Source organism: Streptomyces echinatus (genome assembly GCF_014203595.1).
Lineage (GTDB): Bacteria > Actinomycetota > Actinomycetes > Streptomycetales > Streptomycetaceae > Streptomyces > Streptomyces echinatus.
This window is the reverse complement of record NZ_JACHJK010000003.1, coordinates 787065-807719: the sequence shown is the minus strand read 5'-3', so window position 1 is coordinate 807719 and position 20655 is coordinate 787065. Positions and strand designations below refer to the sequence as shown.

Genomic DNA, 20655 nt, shown 5'->3' with positions numbered 1-20655 from the left:
GGAATTGCATCCGGAAGGGGAAAAACTTCGCGGATCATGACGGTCCGTGTTTCAAGAAGTTCGGTCCACAATGTTGACGCGCTATGTCGGCGGCCTCACATTACTTATCGGTAGAACCGCCCGGTAATCCCGCGGCCGGTCTCTCGTCGCCGTCGTACGTGCGCTCACTGCCACGCCCCGCCGGCTCGCACGCCCCTCGCGCACCGTTCTCGCACCCCGGACCGTCCTCGCACGTCCTCGCACGTCCTCGCACGTCCTCGCGCGGTCGAGCCGCCCCGCTCTCGTGATCCAGCACTCCCGTGGCACCGCCATGCCCGTTTTCCGTCCCCTGCCCCGTCCCGAGAAGGGAGAGCCATGCCCAAGCCTGCCCTGCGCCGTGTCCTCACCGCGACGTCCGCGGCCGTCGGCGCGCTGATCCTCGGCCTCACCACCGCCCCCGCCCAGGCCGGCACCCCCCTGAACTACGCCGCGCTGGGGGACAGTTACAGCGCCGCCTCCGGTGTCCTCCCCGTCGACCTCAGCAGTCCCCTGTGTCTGCGTTCCACGGCGAACTACCCCCACGTCATCGCCTCCCGCACGGCGGCACGGCTGACGGACGTCACCTGCGGTGCCGCCCAGACCAAGCACTTCACCGAGGCCCAGTACCCCGGCGTCGCCCCCCAGGCCGACGCGGTCACCGCGGACACCGACCTGGTGACCCTGACGATCGGCGGCAACGACAACGGCACCTTCATCAACGCCGTGACCGCCTGCGGCACCGCGGGCGTCTTCAGCGGCGGCAAGGGCAGCCCCTGCAAGGACAAGTACGGAACGGCCTTCGACGACCAGATCGACGCCGACACCTACCCGGCGCTGAAGGCCGCGCTCCGCAGCGTCCGCGCCAAGGCCCCCCGGGCCCGGGTGGCGGTGCTCGGCTACCCGTGGATCACGCCCGCCACGGCCGAGCCGTCCTGCTTCGTCACCCTGCCCGTCGCCACCGGTGACGTGCCGTACCTGCACTCCCTCCAGGCACACCTCAACACCGTGGTGCGGCGCGCCGCCGAGGAGACGGGCACGACGTACGTCGACTTCTCCGCGGTCTCCGCCGGACACGACGCGTGTCAGCCCGTCGGCACCCGGTGGATCGAGCCGCTCCTGTTCGGGCAGAACATCGTCCCGGTCCACCCGAACGCCCTCGGCGAGCGGAGCATGGCCGAACACACCCTGAGCGTCCTCGGCCTCGGCTGACCGGGCCCCGCCCCGTCCGGACCGCGGGTCACGCGTCGGAGAACAGCGGGTCGTAGGCGGTGGAGCGCTCACGGCCCGCCATGAACGACAGGAAGTCCCGCACGAACGCGGCACGCGAGTACGTGCCGTCGGCGCCGGCCATGTCCCTGCGGAAACCCCGGCGGAACAGCGCCCGGTACTCGTCCGCGTCGACGCGCCGGTCGCCGTCCGTGTCGGTGACGTCGAAGAGCACCTCGGCGACCCGGATCAGGGCGGGGCCGGCGAGCGACGGCACGGCCTCGGCGTACTCCCGGACGCTGACGCGGCCGTCGCCGTCGGTGTCGAGAGCCGCCTGGAGCTCCCGCCACCAGCCGGCGAAGGCGTCGTAGAGCCGCGTCTCGTCCGGCTCGTCCAGGTCGAGACGGCCGGCGACCTCCCGGGCCATGGCGGCGAGGTCGGGCCAGTCCAGATAGCCGTCCCCGGTCTGGTCCAGCACCGCCGTGAAGAACGCCTCGGCTTCGCGCCGCACATCGGTTCCCCCGGCGGGGTCCGGCTCCGGCGGAAGGGGTGCGAGCAGCCGGACCAGGGCCCCCGCCCGCTTCATACGGTCGGTCAGCGCGCCGATCGACCGGGCCCGGGGGTCGTCGCCGCCGGGATCGAGGGCGAGGAGCTTCGCGATGCCCTCGGGCTGGATCCAGCCGTCCGGGAGGAAGCGGGCGAGGCCCGCGGCCAGATAGGCGCCCTGCATCAGGGTCTGGGCGCCGGGCATCTCGGGCAGACCCGCCCGGCGGCGGAAGGGCTCCGGAAGCGACGCCACGGTGATCACACCGATGAGGGGACCGGCGACCGCGCGGCCGGCCGCCCACATGGCGGGCAGGCCGTGCAGCAGCGGCGGCGCCGGGAGATGGTCGAAGAGCCGGTACAGGATGACGCGCATCGCCTCGGTGTTCTCCAGCTCCTCCTCGACCACCCGGTCGTAGTAGGGCCAGAACTCCTGCACTGTGGGCGGCAGATGACCGGCGTCCCCCTCCAGAGCCGCCAGATAGGCCCGGAACTCCGCGTACAGCCGATCCATGTCACCCCGCTCCAGCGGCTGCCCACTGAGCCGGCACATCGTGACGCTGCTCTCGAAGAGGGTCGCCACCACCCAGCCCCGCACCGCGGGATCCATCGCGTCGTACGGCCGGTCGTGCGCGTCGGCACCCTTCAGCCGTGCGTGCAGCCGGTTGAGCCGGGCGGCCTCCCTGCGCCGGACCTCGTCGTCCGCGCCGAACATGCGCTGCAGGCTCACGACCGTGTTGCGCAGCCGGCGCCACGGATGGGCCACGAACGTCGAGTTGTCGGTCAGCGCCGCGCCGACCTGCGGGTGCGCGGCCTCCAGCACGGTCGCCCGGACGATGGACAGGGCCCAGCGCGGATCGTGGAAGAACGCGTGGAACCGGCTGTCCGGACCGAACAGGGGTGCCTCGTCGTGTGCCGGCTGCCCGGGGCGCCGGTCGCTGTGGTCGGCACCGGTGCCGGCGGGTCCGTCGCTGCCTGTGTCGGTCACGGTCGTCGTTCTCCGTTCGCGTTCGGGGTCACGCCGCCGAAGCGGCGATCGCGCTGTCGATAGGTGTCCAGGCACTCCAGGAAGTGAGCCGCGCGGAAGTCGGGCCAGAGGACCGGCGGGAAGATCCATTCCGCGTAGGCGACCTGCCACAGCATGAAGTTGGAGATGCGCTGTTCCCCGGAGGTGCGGATGACGAGGTCCACATCGGGTGTGTCGGGAAAGGGCAGATGGGCGGCGAAGCTCCGCTCGTCCACGGCCTCGGCCGGCACTCCGCTGCGGATCAGCGACCGTGCCGCCGCCACGATGTCGCCGCGTCCGCCGTGATCGAACGCCACGGTCAGCGTCATGCCCCGGTTCTCACCGGTCAGCGTCATCAGGTCGGCGAAGTCCCGGGCCAGCGCCGGAGGGATGCGTGGATCCGTCACTCCGAGGAAGCGGCAGCGGATTCCGCGCAGGTGCAGCACGGGTGCGTGTTTGCGCACCACGCGGCGGACCAGTCGCATGAGGAAGTCGACCTCGCTGCCCGGCCGTTGCCAGTTCTCCGTGGAGAACGCGTACAGGCTCAGCCATTCCACGCCGGCCGTCCGCGCCGCCTCGATGACGTCGATCACCGTCGTCTCCGCCGCGCGGTGACCCGACGTACGGGGCAGCGACCGGCGTGCCGCCCAGCGGCCGTTGCCGTCCATCACGCAGGCGACGTGCCGGGGGACCCTCCGGCGTGCCTCGCCCCGCGGCCGGCCCCGGGCCGGATCGGGGAACACGGCGGAACCGTCGATGACTTCCTCGGCCGTCACACTGCCCCCCAGCGGCGACGGGCGGACCGTCCGCCGCCTCACGGCCCTCTCCCGGGTGAGGGGCCGGATCGTCTCCAGCAGCGTGTCAGTCCCCGGACCGGGAGACGCCGTAACGCCCGCGGTTCACCCTTGGCACTGCTGTGTGAGGGGGCGATCAGCCGCCGGGCCGCACGGCAAACCCGCGCATCGGAGCACCCGTTGGTGGTCGTCCGAGGCCGGTCTTGCCGGGGCCGTCCGACCGTTCCCGGGCCGTCCGGCCCGGCGGGCCCGGGGGCCTGCCTCCCCCCGCGCGCTGGTGCTGACCCCCGTACCGAATCGCCTGCCAGCCGGAATGAGTACGCCCCGAAAGATCCCTAGCGTGCTGTCACATGGCAATCCCCTTACGCAGTACGACACTTCGACGACGCACCGGCCTCGCCGCCGTGGCCATGGCCTGTCTGCTCGGCGCCGCCCCGGCCGCCGTCGCGCAGTCGCACCGGGACGCGTCCCGCCCGTGCGGCCCGCATCCGGAGCTGAGCCGGTCCGTGCACCACCTCGTGGCGCACGACCGGTTCGCCGGCGCCGCGGTCCTGGTCACCGGCCCCGACCCGGCCGCCCCCTGCGCCCGCTGGACGGTGACCGACGGCGTGGCCGATCTCGGCACCGGCCGGGCCATGAACGCCACCGACCGGCTGCGCGTCGGCAGCGTCACCAAGACCTTCACCGCGACGGTCGTCCTGCAACTCGCCGCCGAGCGGCGGCTGTCCCTGGACGCGCCCGTCGAGCGTTACCTGCCGGGCCTGATCCGCGCCGGCGGACACGACGGCCGCCGGATCACCGTACGACAGCTCCTCCAGCACACCAGCGGGCTCCCGGACTACCTCGAAGCCCCGGAGTGGGAGCACCCCGAACGGGTGCGGTACCGCCACTTCGAGCCGCGCCGGCTCGTCGCCCGCGCCCTGCGGCTGCCGCGCCCGGAGCGCGCCTGGCACTACGCGACCACCAACTACCTCGTCGCCGGGCTGATCGTCCGCGAGGTCACCGGCCACAGCCCCGAGTCGGAGATCACCCGTCGCATCATCGCGCCGCTGGGCCTGCGCGACACGTACTGGCCCGGTGACGACGCCCGCATCCGGGGCCCGCATTCGCACAGCTACTTCACCGCGGCCGACGGCCGCCGTGCGGACGGCACCGCCTGGAACACGACCTTCGGCGGTGTCGGCGGCGCCCTGATCTCCACTCCGGCCGACCTGAACCGGTTCACCGCCGCCCTCTTCTCCGGGCGGCTGCTGCCCGCACCGCAACTCGCCGAGATGCGGCGGACGGTGGCCGCGGACCCCGACCGGCTCTGGCCCGGCGCCCGCTACGGGCTCGGCCTGATCTCCTCACCACTGTCGTGCGGCGGCAGCTGGGAGGGCCACGCCGGGACCGTGCCCGGCGGGCACCGGGCGCTGGCCGCCGTCGGTCCGGGCGGCCGCCGCGTGGCCTTCGTCCTGAACGAGGTGCCCGCCACGCTCCAGGCCGAACTGGACTTCCTCGACGTCGTCGACAAGGCCCTCTGCGAGGGCACGTCCGCCGAAAGGACATCCGCATGACCAGTACCACCTCCCGGGACAACGGGTGCCGTCCGCGCCCCGGCCGTCCGCGCCGCTTCACCGGGCGGGCCGCGGCGGCCGTCGTCCTGTCCCTGGCGGGCGCACTGGCTCTGGGCACCGCCCCCGCCCCGCCCGCCGCGGCCCGCCCGGCCACCGACCCCCTCGCCCGCTACCACGACCAGCGGCTGCACTGGAAGAGCTGTCTGCTCGGCCCCGACGACACCACCGGCAAGGAGCTCGAACAGGCCGGGGCCCAATGCGCGGACGTCACCGTCCCGTTGGACTACGCCCGTCCCGACGGCCGCACGATCAGCGTGGCGATCTCGCGGATCCGGGGCACCGACACCACCCACCGGGCAGGCGCGCTGCTGCTCAACAGCGGTGGCCCCGGCGGGCAGACGATCGGCGATCCGCCCTGGGTGCGCAGCGCCATGAAGGACGTCGCCGCCCGCTACGACGTGGTGGGCGTGGACCCCCGGTTCGTCGGCCGGAGCACCCCGCTGGACTGCCACTGGCCCACCGGAAGCATGATCCGCGGGGCCGGCACCGGCCGCGCCGCCTTCGGCCGCATGGTCGCCTTCTCCGCGGACCTCGCCCGCCGCTGCCGTACCCACGCCGGTGACCTGCTGCCGTACGCGACCACCCGCGACACCGCGCGCGACATGGACGTGGTCCGTGCGGCGCTGGGCGAACGCCGGATCTCCTACCTGGGCTACTCCTACGGCAGTTATCTCGGCCAGGTGTACGCGACGATGTTCCCCGGGCGCACCGACCGGGTCGTCCTGGACGGCGTGGTGGCACCCGCCGGCTACGGTCCCCGGCTGCTGCGGGGCACCGAGGAGGCCAACCGGCACGCCCTGCGCGACTGGGCCGACTGGACCGCCGCGCACGCCGTGGCCTACGGGCTCGGCGGCACCCGGAGCGCCGTGCTGGCGGCCGTCGAAGCCGCCCGGTCGGCCGCCGCCCGCACCCCGCTGCGTGTCGGCGGCTACCGCGTGGACGAACACGTCCTGCCTGTCATCGTCTTCAACGGGCTCTCGCAGGACAACCCCAAGGCCTACGGCGACTTCGCCGAGGCCGTGCGCGACCTGCGGCGCGCCGCCGGGGGCCGGACGGTCTCGCCGTCCCCGTGGCTGGCCTCGACCCTGAAGTTCGTGCTGACCGGCGACGAGTCCGTCTACGGCAGCGCGCAGACGTCCATCCTGTGCGGGGACGTTCCCGCGTCGCACGACCCGGAGACGTACTGGCGGGATCTGCGGCGCGCCGGCACCCGGGACCGGTTGTTCGCCCCGGTCACGAAAGACATCAACCCCTGCGCGTTCTGGGGCCCGCCGCGCGAACGCACGACCACGATCCGGGACGATCTGCCGGCCCTGCTCGTGAACGCCACCGGCGACCCGCGCACCACCTACCGCAGTGCCCGGACGGTACACCACGACTGGCCGAGTTCCCGTCTGGTGACGCTGCGGGGAGCGGACCAGCACGGGGTCTACGGCGTCTTCGGCAGCCCGTGCGTGGACTCCACGGTCAACGCCTATCTCGCCACTGGCCGGCTGCCCTCGGCGGACGTCAGCTGCCCCGCTCCGTGATAGTTTCATCTTCAACAAAGATGAGTCCGGAGGAGTCCGTCTTGACCAGCGAGTCCGAGCTGACCAGTCCCGTCCCGGCCGGCGCCACCCGGCGGATCTTCATCGACAAGCAGAGCCCGAAGGCGTACCACGCCCTGGTGCAGACGTCCGAGGCGGTCCGCGCGGTCGCCGCCGACGCCGGGCTGGACCGCGTCCTGGTCGAGCTGGTCAACCTCCGCGTCTCGCAGATCAACGGCTGCGCCTCCTGCCTGGACGTGCACACCCGGGCCGCGCTGCGGGCGGGCGACACTCCGCGGCGCCTCGGGGTGCTGGCCGCCTGGCGCGACACCGAGCTGTTCACCCCCGCCGAACGGGCCGCCCTGGCCCTGGCCGAGGCGACGACCGCCGCGGCCGACGGCGCCGCACAGGACGTCGCCCACGCCGCGGCGCGGGAGGTGCTCACCGACGATCAGGTGGCCGCGGTGATCTGGGTCGCCGTCACCATCAACGCGTTCAACCGGGTCTCGATCATGAGCCGGCATCCGGTGCGGGCCGAGCGGTGACACAGTGCCGGGTGTCTCCGGGGGCGCGATGCCGTAGACGCCCGGGCGCTGCCCGCGCGTGAGCATCCGGCCAATCTCCGGCCGTTCCCCGGCCGGGGAACGGCCGGGTGCGGTGCGGGGCGCGTCCGCTCCGGACGACCGGCCGTCCGGTATCCGGGCGGTCGGCACGGCTGCCACCTGTGGCTCGGGTCCCGGCGGCGGTGCGGTGGGCGCATGCCGGGCCGACGGGTCAAACCGGATCGCCGATGATCGCCGAAAGTCCGAAATCGACTGCGTGGCAACGTCTTTGACCGCCTCGGCGATTAAGCGGTGAACCATCGCGGGAAGGTTCCGGGGGTCGCCGACACGCGATCTTCACCGGTCCTCCGCCGGAGCCGACGCGTGTCACCCGTCCGTCCCCGAGGGGAGGTGCAGTGATGAAGCTTCTTTTCGCCATCCGTAACAGGGTTGCCGCCAACAAGAGCCTCAAGGCCAACGCCTGGTACCTCTGGTACTGATCCGGCGCCGCCGCGCGCACCCACGGTGACATCGTTGTCCGTCCGCGCCGCGGTCCGGACGGGCAGCGGTGTCCCGCCGTGCCGCGGTCGCCCTCCCCGCCCCGTCCCCGTACCGGAGGAGCCATGCCGCCGTCTTCCGCCGCGCCCGCGCGTACCACCGTGTTCGCCCCGCGGCTCGCCGCGCTCATCGGCGACCACCTGGGCCAGGACGTCTTCCGGCTCGAACCCGACACCATCGGGGTCGCGGGACACGAGGTCGCCGACCGCATCCTGGCCGCGCGCCGGGCGACCGAGACCGAGCGCCCCACCTTCAAGCCGCTGCACGGGCGGTCCATCAGCCGTACCGAGGCCTCTACGGTCACCCGCACCATCGGCAACGACGTGCGCGAGGCCCTGTCCGGGCCCCTGCCCCGGAACGTGGACCTCGCCGGGCCCTGGCCGCTGACCGGGCACCTCTTCCTGCGCGATCTCATCCTCGGCCAGGACCCCTACCGGCTGCGCATGCTGATGAGCCGCGCCCTGGAACTCACACCCAAGCTGACCTGGTCCGTGATCGCCGTCGGTGCCGCGCTGCCCGGCTGGCCCCGGCCCGGCGCCCGGCTCACCGGACTCGCGGACCGCGCGGCGCGGGCACGCGGGTACCAGGAACGGCGCTACGCCATGGGCATGTACCGCAGAGCCGCGGCCCCCGTGTGCTTCACCGTGTCCACCCTGGTGGCCAACGCCCTCTGGCTGGGCGCCCCGTTCGACGCCGGCACATCCAACCGGAACATCGTCCTGGAGTCCCTGCGGCTGCTGCCGCCCTCGTGGAACGTGCTGCGCAACGCGTCGCCCGAGTACCCGGCCGTCGACGGCCGGATCGGCGAGCGGGACGACGTCCTGGTGCTGCCGCTGCTGTCCCACCGGGACCCCGCGCTCTGGGACGCCCCGGACACCTTCCGCCCGGAGCGCTGGGACAGCCTCGACCCGGACACCGCCCCGGGCTATCTGCCCTTCGGCCACTCGTCGGAGCGCTGCTGGGGCCGGCACATGGTCATGCCGCTGGCCGAGCTGCTGCTCGACCTCGTCCGCGGCTCCGGCCTGGTGGTCGACCCCGGTCAGCGGGCCGGCCGGGTCCCGCTGCTCGGGCTGCTGGGCGTGGAGGAGGTGCGGCTGACCCGGTCGCGCTGACGGCGCCGGCCCGGGGGCCCGTGCCGCCGGCCACCTCGCGCGCCGCTGGTCGCCGCCCCCGAGCGGCCTCACGAGGCCACATTCTGCCCCTCGGCCGGGACGGGGAGCACGACGATGTGCTGGACGGCCCGGCTGAGGACCAGCACCCCCGCCACGATCAGCAGGGCACCGCACGTCTCGGGTACGAGCCACCACCCGGTGCGGATCCGCTCGTCGAAGAGGGTGATGCCGAGGGTGAGGCTCACCACCGCGTCACCGATGGTCAGCGCGGGCTGGGCCGCTGCCAGGGGACCGGCCTGCAGCGCGTTCTCCAGCAGGAGCACGGCGGCCGTGCCGGCCAGCGCGAAGCCGTATGTCTGCCAGGACCGCAGGAACGCGGTGAAGCCGTGGTCGGCGAACGTCCCACTGGCCGACTTCAGCAGCGCGGCGGTCAGGGCGTTGCCGATCGCGGAGGCGGCCGCCAGCAGGGCCGCGCGCCGGGCCGGCGGGCGCCCCCGGCCGGCCAGCAGTACCGCCACCGCCATCGCACCGGCACACAGGCACACAGCCGGGATCCACCGGACGAGCGGTGCCTGGTCGGTCGCGCCGTGCGGGGCGGCCGCGATCAGCAGGACGGCGAGCCCCGCCACACAGCCGGCGACCCCCCACCAGCCCGAGCGCGGCAGCCGCCGGTGCATCAGCGGGGCGGCGACGAGCAGCGCGAAGGGAAGTTCCAGGATGAACAGCGGCTGGACCAGCGCGAGCGGGCCGTTGACCAGGGCGAGACTCTGGAACAGCGCGGCGCAGATCACGCCGGCCATGCCGATCATCCAGTAGGGCCGGCGCACCAGCTCCGCGATCAGGCGGAGCCCGCCGCGCTTGCTGTCCGAGGCAGCCTTGCGCTGGAACGCGGTGCCCACGGCGTTGCTCGCCGCTCCCGCGACGGCGAACACCGCGGCCAGTTCGATCACGACCGTCTCCCGCCTGCGGCTGGCCTCCCGGAGGGAGGATCGGGCTTCTTCAGCCTACGGAAGGCGGCGCCGCCGCGCCGTGCGGCCGGCGCCGCCCCGGTGAGCCGGGGCGAGGCCGGCGGGCGGGAGTGGATCAGGAGACGGACAGGTCGTCCGCGAGGACGGCGCCCTGGCCGTACCAGCCGTGGACGTACACGGTGACCGTGCCCGAGTCACCGGTGGTGAACGGCACCGTCAGTTTCGACCACGACGAGGGGGAGGCCCAGGTGCTCGCCGTCGCGCCGCCACCGACCCCGAGGTAGGCGTACGGTCCCTGCACCCAGCCGCTCAGCGTGTACGACGTGTGGGGCTTCAGGGTGAGGGTCTGGGCGCACTGCCCGGTCTGCGTGGCGGACGGCGCGGTCTTCAGCGCGTGGCTGCCGGCGTGCGCCGGCGAGGACACCACCGCCGCGCCGTTGTCACAGGTCCACGGAGCCAGTGAGCCGGTCTCGAAGTCACCGTTGGCGAGCGCGGCGGTTCCGCCCGGTCCGTTCACGGTCAGGGTGAACGAGGCGCTGTGCCGGGTCGCGCCCGCCGTGCCGGTGACGGTCAGCGGATAGGTGCCGGGTGCCGTGGCGGCGGTGGCCTTCAGCGTCAGCGTGGCGGTGCCGCCCGCGGTGACCGAGGCCGGGCTCAGGGTCGCGGTCACCCCGCCCGGCGCGCCGCTCACCGCCAGGTCGACGGTCCGGGCGCTCCCCGCGGTCACCGAGGTCCGGACCGTCGCCGTCGCCGAGCCGCCGGGGTCGACCGAGGCGGTGGCGGGGGAGAGGGAGACGGAGAAGTCGTCGGCCGGCGGTGTCGTCGTACCACCGGTGAAGGGCGCGAAGGTGTGCGTGAAGTACCAGGTGTCCTGGGGGATGCCGGAGCAGGTGTCGGAGGCGGGGGAGCCGGGGCAGCCGCCGTTGTCGCGCTGGAGCGCCCAGAAGGACAGGGTGTTGATGCCCTTGGCGACCGCCCAGTCGTACACGGCCGTGGCGTCGGCGGTGGTGAAGGTCTCCGCCGGGCCGTAGTCGTCCACGCCGGGCATCTCGGTGACGCCGATCATGTTCCACAGCTGGGTGTCCGACAGGTTCGGGTACAGCCCGGCGAGCTGGTCGTGCAGCCCGCTCGCGGCCGTCTGGGTGTCGGTGGCCATGTGGTGGGTGGCGCCGTCGTAGTAGTCGAACGTCATCAGGTTGACGACGTCCACCTTGGCGCCCGCGTTCTTGGCGCTGCGCAGCACGGCGAGTCCGCTGTCGGCGAGTCCCGTGGTCGTGGTCGGGAGGGTGTACGAGATCTGCACGGAGCGCCCGTTGGCGGCGGCCCAGTCCTGGACCTTCTTGATGGCCTGGTTGCGCCGGTTGATGCCGGCCGTGTTCGTGAGGGAGTTGTCCTCGATGTCCATGTCGAGGCGTGAGACGTCGTAGGTGGTGATGACCTTCTCGTAGGCGGCGGCGATGGAGTCCACGTTCGCACAGCTGTCGGCCATCTCGGTGCCGCCGTTGTCGGCCGCGTATCCGCCGAGGGAGGGGATCACGTCACCGCCGCGGGCGCGGATGGTGGTGAAGTCGGAGCCGAAGACCGAGGCGTCGACCGGGGTGCCGGTGTCCCCGTTCCAGTACGGGGTGCACGAGCCCTTCCGGTCGGTCTGCAGGAAGGCCATGGTCAGGTACTTGGCGCCGGAGGCCTGGGCGAGTGCGGCGGGGCTGTCGCCGTTGTAGGCCTCGAAGTAGGGGGCGAAGACGTGGGCGGGCAGCGGGGTCGCGGCGTGCGCGGCGCTCCCGGCCCCCAGGGTGAGCCCGGCGGCCGCGGCCAGCGTGGCCACGCCGGTGAGCAGGGCGCGGGCGGATCTCGGACGTCTCATCGGGTACTCCCGGATAGCGAACGACAGGCGAGAGAAACGGGGTTGTCGCGCTGTGCGGCCCGGCCGGGGCTATTGGTCTAGGCCATAATTGGTCTGGACCAAATGACGGTCAAGGTGTGGGGAACGGCTTTTGCACGTTCATGGGAATCGGCCGTGTCCGTCGTGGGGATCGGCCGTGTCCGACCGGAGGGCGCGGTCCTGACGTCGCGTCATGGCCGGGGTGAGGCTTCGCACTTCGGGCCCGCGCCCGGTGGCTGCCGGCCTGCCCGCGGTGAGGGCTTGCTGGGCCACCTCATGAGGGCACGCCGGCGACGCCGAGATGTGTGGTGGCGGGAGCCCCGCCGGCGGCCCGTCCCGCCGGGCCCGGCTCAGGTGGCGCGCGTTCCGCCGCCCCGCCGGATGCGGCCGAGCAGATCGCGGTGGTAGGCCGCGAGCCGGCCCGACGGCACCGGGGCGGGGCTGCCGGAGAGGGTGTACCAGGTCTCGCTGCCGGAGTGCTGGACGGCGACGCGCACGCTGATGCCGTCCGCACGCAGGATGGTCGCGACGATGAGGTCGCCGGTGACGACGCCGGCCTCGTCGGTCATCGCCCCGCCGGGACCGGCCGTGACACGGTCGACATAGCTGTTGACGCTGGGTGGGTTGTTCATGGGGCGCAGGTTTCCATCACCCTGTCCGGCGCGCCCCGCACCGCGCGGGTGTCGCACGCCCGTGTCCCCGTGTCGGGCGTGCGGCCGGGGGCCGGCGGCCCGCGCCGGGCACGGGAACCGGTCCACCGGCTGACGGACGGGCAGGCGGGCGGGCGGGGCGGCGACCGCGCCGCGCGGGGGCGCGGGAGCCGGTCCGCCGCGTGACCGGCGGGCGGCCCGGTGACCGCCCGCCACCCGGCTCGATGCCGGCGGTCAGGCCGCGATGTGCTCCGCGAGCCGCCGTGCCCTGGTGGCCGCGGCTTCGAGGGCGCGGTCGTGGGAGGCCTCGGCCAGCGGGACCAGGTCGGCCATCGCCGGGTTCTTCGACGCCATGGTCAGTTCCGGGACGATGAACTCCAGGTCCAGGCCGAGCGCGTCGGCGAGGACGGCCTTGAGGTAGTTCTGCACGTACTCGTAGCCCTCACGGGGAGTGCCCGGCGCGTAGGAGCCGCCCCGGCTGGCGATGACGGTCACGGGGGTGCCCTTGGCGGACTGGGTCTCGCCCGCCGTGCGGCCCATGAGGATCACGTTGTCCAGCCAGGCCTTGAGGGTCGACGGGATCGTGAAGTTGTACATGGGGGCGCCGATCAGGATCGCGTCGGCCCGCTCCAGCTCCTCGATCAGCTTGACGCGCTCGGCGAAGGCGGCGGCCTGCCCGGGCGTGTGGGCGGACTCGGGGACGAAACCGGCGAGGTGCGCGTCGGCGGTGATATGCGCAACGGGCTCGGCCGCGAGGTCACGGTGGATGACGGTGCCCTCGGGGTGCTGCTCCTCCCACTGCTTGCGGAAGGCCTCCGCCACGGCGCGGGAGGCCGAGGCCTCGGTCGGGAAAACGGACGAATCGATGTGCAGCAGGGTGGCCATGGGGGTCTCCGTAAGGGGCTGTGCGAAGCGATGAGGGGTGTACGCGGCCGGACGCCGAGGCGCCCTGGCTCACTTTTCGTACTGGACTACTTTTAGCACACGGACTTACTTTTTTTCAGCCCCCTACGGCGGAGTAGTACCCTGATGCCATGGCGGCGGAGCAGAATCACGACAGTGCGGCGTGCAAGAGGGTGGACGACGGCATCACCCGTGTCTTCCAACTGCTCGGCAAGCGCTGGAGCGGCCCGATCGTGGCCGTCCTGGTGGAGCAGTCCGCGTACTTCGCCGACCTCCGGCGCGCGATCCCCGGGATCAGCGAACGCATGCTGTCCGACCGGCTCGCCGAACTCGGCGCCGCCGGCCTCGTCGTGCGCGAGGTCGACGAAGGCCCCCCGCTGCGCGTCTCCTACCGGCTGACCGATGCCGGCGCCGCCCTGGAGCCCGCGCTCCGTGAACTCGCGGAGTGGGCGAAGGCCCATCTGCCGGAGGCGGCCGCATGCCCCGAGACGGCCCTGGAGCGACGGGCCTAGAGGGCTTCGTCAGGATCGGCCCGGGTCCGCGGCGTCGAAGCGGGCCGAGGCACCACCTGACAGACGCCTTCGTCGCCGGCGGTGGCTGACGGCCGGCCGGAGGCCCGCTGTCCAGCGTGTAGAGTGGCATCAACGACGCGGGGTGGAGCAGCTCGGTAGCTCGCTGGGCTCATAACCCAGAGGTCGCAGGTTCAAATCCTGTCCCCGCTACCAGAAGAAGGGGCCCGCAGACGCGGGCCCCTTCTGCGTCCCCCCAGCCTGCCGACATCGAGCAGCCGCCACCGGCGGGCGCGTGACGCCCCTTCCCTGCCAGAAGCGGAGGCGGAGACTGGCGCCGGCGTGGCCCGGTGAGCCCGCGGTGAGCTCCCGGTGAGCCCTCGCCGCGACTGTGGGGTCATCGCCGGATCCGCCGCGGACCGGCCATGCGACAGGGGGCGACGATGAACGTTCTGACCGGCAAGACGGCACTGGTGACCGGCGGTTCGCGGGGAATCGGCCGGGCCGTCGCGCTGCGGCTGGCGGCCGCGGGCGCGCTGGTCGCCGTCCACTACGGCGGCAACGAGCAGGCGGCCAAGGAGGTCGTGGGGCGGATCGAGGAAGCGGGCGGCCGGGCGTTCCTGATCCGGGCCCGGTTCGGCGAGGCCGGCGCGGTGGACCGGCTGTTCGAGGAACTGACCGTGGGGCTGGCGGGAGCCGGCCTTGACATCCTGGTCAACAACGCGGGCATCAGCTCGGGCAACCCGATCTCGCAGGTCACCGAGGAGGAGTTCGGCAGGCTGATGGAGATCAACGTAGCTACCCCGTTCTTCGTGGTCCAGCGCGCGATGGCACTGCTGAACGACGCCGGACGCATCATCAACATGGGCTCCACGGCCAGCCGGTTCGCGGTCTCCACGCAGATCGGCTACACGATCAGCAAGGCGGCGCTGGAGGCGATGGCACCGTCGCTGGCCAACGAACTCGGCCGCCGCGGCATCACCGTGAACACGGTCGCGCCGGGCGCCGTGCGGACCGACATGACCGCGGGCTACACCTCCATCCCCGAGGTGGTGGCCGGGCTGGAGTCGATCACCGCGCTGGGGCGATTGGGCGAGCCGGAGGACATCTCGGACGTCGTCGCGTTCCTGGCCGGTCCACAGGGCCGCTGGGTGACCGGTCAGACCATCGACGTGTCGGGCGGGACCTTTCTCGGCCCGATCGCTCCATGATCCTTCGTGGATCCTGCGTGCCGGTGAATAATCTCCGGCATGCGGTTCGGAATCCTCGGCGAGACGCGAGCATGGCACGACGACGACGAAGTCCCGTTGGGCGGACCGGCCCGACGGGCGTTGCTGGCCCTGCTGCTGGTGCGCCCCGGAGAGGTCGTGTCGACGGACCGGCTGGCTGACGAGATCGCCCCCACCGGGGCGCTTTCGGCGCATTCGCTGCAGTCCCAGGTGTCCAGGCTCCGTACCGCACTGGGCGCCGCAGCCGCGATCGAACGGGCCGGTGCGGGGTACCGGATCGTGATCGATCCGGACGATGTGGACGCCTTCCGTTTCGAGCGCCTGGCCGGGGAGGGCCGTGCGGCGCTCGCCGACGGCGAGGCCGGACGGGCGGTCGTGCTGCTGCACGAGGCGCTGGAGCTGTGGCGGGGACCGGTGCTGGCCGACCTGCCCGAGAGCGAGACGGCTCAGGCCGTCGCCGTGCGCCTGGAAGAACGTCGGCTCGTGGCACTCGAAGACCGCATCGAAGCGGAGCTGCGGCTCGGCGAGCACAGGGCGGTCGTACCCGAACTGCGCGAGCTGGTCGGCCGCCATCCACTGCGTGAACGGCTGGCGGGGCTGCTGATGCGGGCGCTGTTCGCCGAAGGCGGGCAGGCCGAGGCGCTGGTGGTGTTCGAGGCGACCCGGCGGCACCTGGCCGACGAGCTCGGCGCCGATCCCTCGGCCGAACTGACGGCGCTGCACCGGGAACTGCTGAGCACCGATCCGACGGCGTCGCCGGCAGCGCCGCCCGCGCAGCTGACGAATTTCGTCGGGCGCGCCGATGAGGTGACCGAGGTCGCCGAGGCGTTGCGGGTGGCTCGGCTGGTCACCCTCCTCGGGCCGGGCGGCGTCGGCAAGACCCGGCTGTCGGTCGAGGTCGCGGGTGCCGCGGACGTCGCGGGCCAGGTGTGCTTCGTGGAGCTGGCACCGCTGCGCGACGGCGCCGGCCTGCCGCATGCCCTGCTGGGCGCGCTCGGCCTGCGTGAGAACGGGCTCCAGATGGGCGGCGGCGCGACGGCACCGGTCGATCGTCTGATCGCGGCGCTGTCCGACCAGGTGCTCCTGCTCGTCCTGGACAACTGCGAGCACCTTGTCGACGAGGTCGCCGGGCTGGCGGCGCGGCTGCTGGCGGCCTGCCCGCGGCTGCGCGTGCTGGCGACGAGCCGGGAGCCGCTCGGCATCATCGGCGAGCACCTCTACCCCGTGCGGCCGCTCGACGAGGACGCGGCCGTACGGCTGTTCACCGAGCGCGCCGGTGCCGTGCGGCGCGGCTTCACCGCCGACCCCGAGGTCGTACGGCGCATCTGCGCGGCGCTCGACGACCTGCCGCTGGCCATCGAGCTCGCGGCGGCGCGGTCGCGCACCCTGGACATCGACGACCTGGCGGGGAGGCTGGACGACCTCCTCGCCGTCGGCGCCCGCGGCAACCGCACGGCGGACGAGCGGCACCGCACGCTGCGCTCGGTGGTCGCGTGGAGCTGGGACCTGCTCTCCGAGCCCGAGCAGCGGGCCGCGCGGCGGTTCACGGTCTTCGCCGGGGGCGCGACGGCCCGGTCCGCGGTTCGGGTCTGCGGCACCGACGCTGAGACGCTGGAGGCTCTGGCCGACAAGTCGCTGCTGGAGGTCGCGGGCGGCCGCTACCGGATGCTGGAGACGATCCGCGCGTACGGTGCCGAACGGCTCGACGCGGCGGGTGAACGCGAGTCCGTGCGACGCGCCCACGCCCAGCGCCTGCTGGAGCTCGTGCGGACGGCCGACCCGCATCTGCGGCGGGCCGAGCAGTTGGAGTGGCTGGCCGTGGTCGCCGCCGAGCACGAGGATCTTCTGGCGGCGCTGCGCTGGGCGGTCGAGGAGCCGGCCGTGCAGACCGCCTTCGAGCTGCTCGCCGCGGCGTTCAACTACCTCTGGATCCGGGGTGCGTCCGCGTCGGTCGCGCCCCTGGCGATCGCACTGCTCGCTTCGGTGGGTGAGGCGGTCCCCGACGGGCTCGGCGAGGAGTACGCGACATGCGTGCTGCTCGCCGGAGCGGCGTCGGCGACGGATGGCGCCGGGGAACGGATGTGGCAGCGGCACCGTGCGACGGCCGGCAAAGCGCTGGCGGCCGCGTGGCCCGGCGACCGCTCGGGCCGCTACCCGGTCGTCGTGCTGCTGTGGATGATGCGGAACGCGGGCGGACCGTCCCCGCAGGACGCATTCGCGCTGGTCTCGTCCCAGCGCGACTGTCCCGAGCCGTGGACGCGGGCCGCCGCCCATTACGTCTCGGGGTTCGGGCACCTCGGCCGGCGGGATCCCGCGGCGGCCGAAGTCGCCTTCGGCCAGGCCCTGGAGGGATTCCGCTCGCTCGGCGACCGCTGGGGCATGGCGCTGGCCCTGGACACGCTGGCCGGCGTGGCCGGCGCGCGCGGTGACCGGACACGGGCGGTCGGGCTCACCGACGAGGCCCTGGTGCTCACCGAACGGCTCGATGCCTTGGAGGACAGCGCCGACCTGCTGGTCAACCGAGGCGATCACCTCGCCGGGGACGACGCGGCGGGGGCTCGTACCGCCTATGCGAACGCCGCCGCGCTCGCCCGCCGCGCCGGCAGTTCCACCTACCTGGCGGCCGCGCTGCGCGGGCTCGGCGACATCGCTCTGGAGGAGGGCGACCTGGCGGAGGCGGAACGGCTGTACAGCGAGGCGCTGGAGCGGATCGATCCGCACTGGATCAAGAGCCTGGGCCCCCGGGTGCGCACGCTCATCGGCCTCGGCCGGGTGGCCGCGGCCCGGAGCCACCACGCGAAGGCGCGCGAGCACTACCGGCAGGCCGCCGAGGTCGCCGACACGGCCGGGGCGCGCGCCCCGGAGGTGCTGCGCATGCTGGGGTTGTCCGAGAAGACCGTGGGGTGCGTCCTCGAGGCCGTGGCCGCGGACCGGTGAGCCGGGTCATTCCACCGCGGTGAGCCGGCGAGCGCGGTGAGCTCGCCGTGAGCCCGCGGTGAGCGCTCCCGTAGAAGGTCTGAGGCATGACGAACCTCAAGGTACCGATCTCCGAGGTGGTGGCCCAGTCGGACGCCGCGCACCGCAGGCGTCGCGAACGGGGTACGGCGGCCGGCACATCCGGCTCACCGCGTGCGTCCCCGGTCTGTCGGGCCGTCGTCACTTGATGGTGGTGTCGCCGAGGCTCTCCAGCACTCGGCGGAGCCCCTCTGCGGTCTTGTCGACCACACCGCGGTCCACGTCGGCGAGCAGCTGTGCGTAGTTCGCCAGATGGTCGGCGAAGGCGGCCCGGGTGATCTCGTGCCCGTGTTCGGTGAGGCGGATCTTGATGGTGCGCCGGTCGTCGTCATCCCGTACCCGCTCGACCAGGCCCTTGGCCTCCATCTTGTCGATGCGGTTGGTGATCGCACCGGAGGTCACCATGGATGCCTTGACGAAGGCCCCGGCGGTGAGCGTGTAGGGCGGCCCTGAGCGCTGCAGCGTAGTGAGCACGTCGAACTCGCCGTGCTCCACGCCGTGTGCGGCGGCCGCGGCCCTGGCGGACTTGTCGACCACCCGTGCCAGCCGCTGGATCCGCCCGAAGAGCTGTACCGGCCAGAGATCCTCCACCACGTCGGGGCGCTCCTCGGCCCACTGGCCGATGATCGCGTCCACGGCATCGCTCATCGCCGTCACTCCTCTCGATGGACATCTTCTCAACGTTAAGACACTTGACGTTGAGAGAGTCGGACTGGTTTTATCTTAACGTTGAGATTATCAAGGCTGAACGACAGGAGCACCCCTGATGTCCGAGCTCGTACTACCAGCCGCCGCTGCGGGTGGTCCTGGTCCGCTCCGAAGAGGCCCGCGAGCGGCTCGTGGACCTCATGGACGAGGGAAACCGGCGCAAGACCGCGGCCGCGCCGCTGATCGCGGTCCTCGCCGCCGACAACGAGTTCCATGAGGAGCTCCCCGCGTTGCTCCCGCACTTCCCGCAGGCCAAGGACCTCCTCTTCGCCGACCGCCCGGTCCGTGAGGAGTCCGCGCTGCTCAACGCGACGCTCCAGGCGGCGTACTTCATCCTCGGCGTGCGGGCGGCAGGACTGGCCGCGGGGCCGATGACCGGCTTCGACTTCCCGGGTGTCCGGAAGGAGTTCCTGGACGACGACCACACGCCTCTGATGGTCGTGAACATCGGCCGCCCCGGAGCGGACGCCTGGTTCCCGCGCTCGCCGCGGCTCGCCTACCACGAGGTCGTCACCACGGTCTGAGCCGCCTGAGCCGCTGGGCCCGCCCGAACCGCCCGCCCGTCTTCCCCGAGCCCGCCACGCCGACCCCCTCACCTCCCGGAGCCCGCCTTGTCCCTGCTCGCCCGCCCCCGCCCTGCCGCGCAGGCGCCGGCCCCCGCCACTCCGGCTTCGCCCCATGTCCCGTGCGCATGGCTGGCGTTGCTGGCCGCACCGGTCGCCGCGAGCGCCAACAGCCCGGTCCTGATCCTGCCCGACATGGCCGGCTCGCTCGGTATCCGTACGGCCACGGCGACCTGGCTCGTCACGGTCTTCGCCTGGGCCATGGCCGTCGGCACCCCGCTGATGGCGGCCCTGCTGCGCCGCCGCGGCCTCGGCGCCACGCTCCGGCTGAGCGCGCTCCTGATCGTGGTCGGCACCGCGGTCGTCGCCGTGGCTCCCTGGCTGCCGCTGGCCATGACGGGCCGGGCGGCTCAGGCGGTCGGCGGGGCGGGCCTGGTCACCGCAGCGATGAGCCTGGCGGGCTCGGTCCGCCGCATGGGGGTGATCACGGCGGGCTTCGGGACGCTGGGCGCGGTCGGACCGCTGCTCGGCTCGGCGATCGCGGGCACGTCCTCCTGGCGGGCTTCCCTCGCCGTCGGGGCGGTCGCCCTCCTGGCCCTGCCGGCGGTCATGCGCCGCGCCGACCTCTCCGCACCCGAGCAGACCACCCCCTTCGACGGCCGGGGTGCCGCCCTGCTGGTCCTGACGGCGACGGCCCTGGTCCTCGTCCCGCGATACCCGCTCCCGGCGGTGGCCGCCGCGCTGACGTCGACCGCGCTGCTGGCCCTGCACATCCGGTCCCACCCCACGGGGTTCGTCCCCGCGGCACTGCTGCGCACCCGGGCCTTCGCCCTCTCCGCCCTGATCGCGTGCACGTTCGCGACCTCGTACTTCACGCTGCTCTTCACCATCCCGCAGCTGCTGCGCGACCGTACCGACTGGTCGACCTCCACGATCGGCACCGGCCAACTGGTCGCCCTCCTCGTGGGTTCCGCGCTCTCCATGGTGCTGGCCGCGGCCTCGGCCGGGCTGGGCCGCCCGCGGGTCCTGACGATCCTGCTCACGGTCGGAGCGCTGGCTCCGCTCACCGCCGTGCTGACCCCCTGGGCACCGCTGCTCCTGCTGGTCGCGACGCTGGCCGTCTTCACGACGAGCGCGGGCCAGGCCACGCTCGCGGTCTACGCCACCCAGGCGGCGCCGGCGGCGCAGCGCCCCACGGCGATCGGTCTGTTCAACCTCTGCTACCAGCTGGGCGGCGCCTTCGGCCCGGCGATCGCGGCCCTGATCACGCTGGGCGGCTGACACGCCTCACCCCAGTCCCGTCCCAC

General features: G+C 73.1%; 17 protein-coding genes, 1 tRNA gene and 1 pseudogene. 12 read left to right on the top strand and 7 right to left on the bottom strand.

Going from position 1 to position 20655, the window contains the following annotated elements; genetic code table 11:
- The first annotated feature begins 354 nt into the window (after positions 1-354).
- Positions 355-1227, top strand: a complete 873-nt coding sequence (locus FHS34_RS12360) for an SGNH/GDSL hydrolase family protein (protein WP_184964153.1) — start codon at positions 355-357, stop codon at positions 1225-1227.
- A gap of 28 nt (positions 1228-1255) precedes the next feature.
- Here the strand turns inward: FHS34_RS12360 and FHS34_RS12355 are convergent, their stop codons facing one another.
- Positions 1256-2665, bottom strand: coding sequence for an oxygenase MpaB family protein (locus tag FHS34_RS12355; protein WP_221508866.1), 1410 nt, complete (start codon positions 2663-2665; stop codon positions 1256-1258).
- 86 nt (positions 2666-2751) lie between these two features.
- The gene (uppS, locus tag FHS34_RS12350) at positions 2752-3516 is read right to left on the bottom strand and encodes a polyprenyl diphosphate synthase (RefSeq protein ID WP_184964341.1); all 765 of its coding nucleotides are present in this window, start codon (positions 3514-3516) and stop codon (positions 2752-2754) included.
- Positions 3517-3917: 401 nt separating this feature from the next.
- On the opposite strand from uppS, the gene FHS34_RS12345 reads away from it, so the two are divergent.
- The 5 genes from FHS34_RS12345 (at position 3918) to FHS34_RS12330 (ending at position 8921) form a co-directional block, all read left to right on the top strand.
- Positions 3918-5123, top strand: a complete 1206-nt coding sequence (locus tag FHS34_RS12345) for a serine hydrolase domain-containing protein (RefSeq protein ID WP_225817371.1) — start codon at positions 3918-3920, stop codon at positions 5121-5123.
- Positions 5120-6712, top strand: coding sequence for an alpha/beta hydrolase (locus FHS34_RS12340; protein ID WP_184964149.1), 1593 nt, complete (start codon positions 5120-5122; stop codon positions 6710-6712). The genes FHS34_RS12345 and FHS34_RS12340 overlap by 4 nt, the downstream gene beginning before the upstream one ends.
- 59 nt (positions 6713-6771) lie before the next feature.
- Positions 6772-7254 carry a carboxymuconolactone decarboxylase family protein gene (locus tag FHS34_RS12335; protein WP_225817408.1) on the top strand — a complete coding sequence of 161 codons (483 nt, stop codon included), beginning with the start codon at positions 6772-6774 and terminating at the stop codon, positions 7252-7254.
- Positions 7255-7670: 416 nt separating this feature from the next.
- Positions 7671-7751: a tryptorubin family RiPP precursor gene (locus FHS34_RS44160; protein WP_221508864.1), complete on the top strand. Its 81-nt coding sequence runs from the start codon at positions 7671-7673 to the stop codon at positions 7749-7751.
- 123 nt (positions 7752-7874) lie between these two features.
- The gene (locus FHS34_RS12330) at positions 7875-8921 is read left to right on the top strand and encodes a cytochrome P450 (RefSeq protein WP_184964145.1); all 1047 of its coding nucleotides are present in this window, start codon (positions 7875-7877) and stop codon (positions 8919-8921) included.
- A gap of 68 nt (positions 8922-8989) precedes the next feature.
- Here FHS34_RS12330 and FHS34_RS12325 read toward each other — a convergent pair whose 3' ends face one another.
- The 4 genes from FHS34_RS12325 to FHS34_RS12310 all read right to left on the bottom strand — a co-directional run bounded on the left by FHS34_RS12325 (position 8990) and on the right by FHS34_RS12310 (position 13306).
- A complete protein-coding gene (locus FHS34_RS12325) occupies positions 8990-9871 on the bottom strand; it encodes a DMT family transporter (RefSeq protein ID WP_184964143.1) in 882 nt (293 codons plus the stop codon).
- Positions 9872-10004: 133 nt separating this feature from the next.
- On the bottom strand, positions 10005-11753 hold the full coding sequence (locus tag FHS34_RS12320; protein ID WP_184964141.1) for a carbohydrate binding domain-containing protein: 1749 nt from the start codon (positions 11751-11753) through the stop codon (positions 10005-10007).
- A gap of 368 nt (positions 11754-12121) precedes the next feature.
- Positions 12122-12403 carry a hypothetical protein gene (locus FHS34_RS12315; RefSeq protein ID WP_184964139.1) on the bottom strand — a complete coding sequence of 94 codons (282 nt, stop codon included), beginning with the start codon at positions 12401-12403 and terminating at the stop codon, positions 12122-12124.
- A 252-nt stretch (positions 12404-12655) separates the two neighbouring features.
- Complete coding sequence (locus tag FHS34_RS12310) at positions 12656-13306, bottom strand: FMN-dependent NADH-azoreductase (protein ID WP_184964137.1); 651 nt, start codon at positions 13304-13306, stop codon at positions 12656-12658.
- A gap of 149 nt (positions 13307-13455) precedes the next feature.
- Between FHS34_RS12310 and FHS34_RS12305 the strand changes: the two genes are divergently transcribed.
- The 4 genes from FHS34_RS12305 to FHS34_RS12290 all read left to right on the top strand — a co-directional run bounded on the left by FHS34_RS12305 (position 13456) and on the right by FHS34_RS12290 (position 17999).
- Positions 13456-13836 (top strand): winged helix-turn-helix transcriptional regulator, encoded by a 381-nt coding sequence (locus tag FHS34_RS12305; protein WP_184964135.1) that lies wholly within the window; start codon positions 13456-13458, stop codon positions 13834-13836.
- Positions 13837-13972: 136 nt separating this feature from the next.
- Positions 13973-14049 (top strand) — tRNA-Met (locus tag FHS34_RS12300).
- 227 nt (positions 14050-14276) lie between these two features.
- A complete protein-coding gene (locus tag FHS34_RS12295) occupies positions 14277-15044 on the top strand; it encodes an SDR family oxidoreductase (protein ID WP_184964133.1) in 768 nt (255 codons plus the stop codon).
- Between the two features lie 39 nt (positions 15045-15083).
- Positions 15084-17999: an ATP-binding protein gene (locus tag FHS34_RS12290; protein WP_184964131.1), complete on the top strand. Its 2916-nt coding sequence runs from the start codon at positions 15084-15086 to the stop codon at positions 17997-17999.
- A gap of 219 nt (positions 18000-18218) precedes the next feature.
- Here the strand turns inward: FHS34_RS12290 and FHS34_RS12285 are convergent, their stop codons facing one another.
- Positions 18219-18725: a MarR family winged helix-turn-helix transcriptional regulator gene (locus tag FHS34_RS12285; RefSeq protein WP_184964129.1), complete on the bottom strand. Its 507-nt coding sequence runs from the start codon at positions 18723-18725 to the stop codon at positions 18219-18221.
- 122 nt (positions 18726-18847) lie between these two features.
- Here FHS34_RS12285 and FHS34_RS12280 point away from each other — a divergent pair.
- Positions 18848-19309, top strand: a pseudogene (locus FHS34_RS12280) (malonic semialdehyde reductase); the annotation flags it as partial.
- An 87-nt stretch (positions 19310-19396) separates the two neighbouring features.
- Positions 19397-20629 carry an MFS transporter gene (locus FHS34_RS12275; RefSeq protein ID WP_184964127.1) on the top strand — a complete coding sequence of 411 codons (1233 nt, stop codon included), beginning with the start codon at positions 19397-19399 and terminating at the stop codon, positions 20627-20629.
- Positions 20630-20655: the final 26 nt, after the last annotated feature.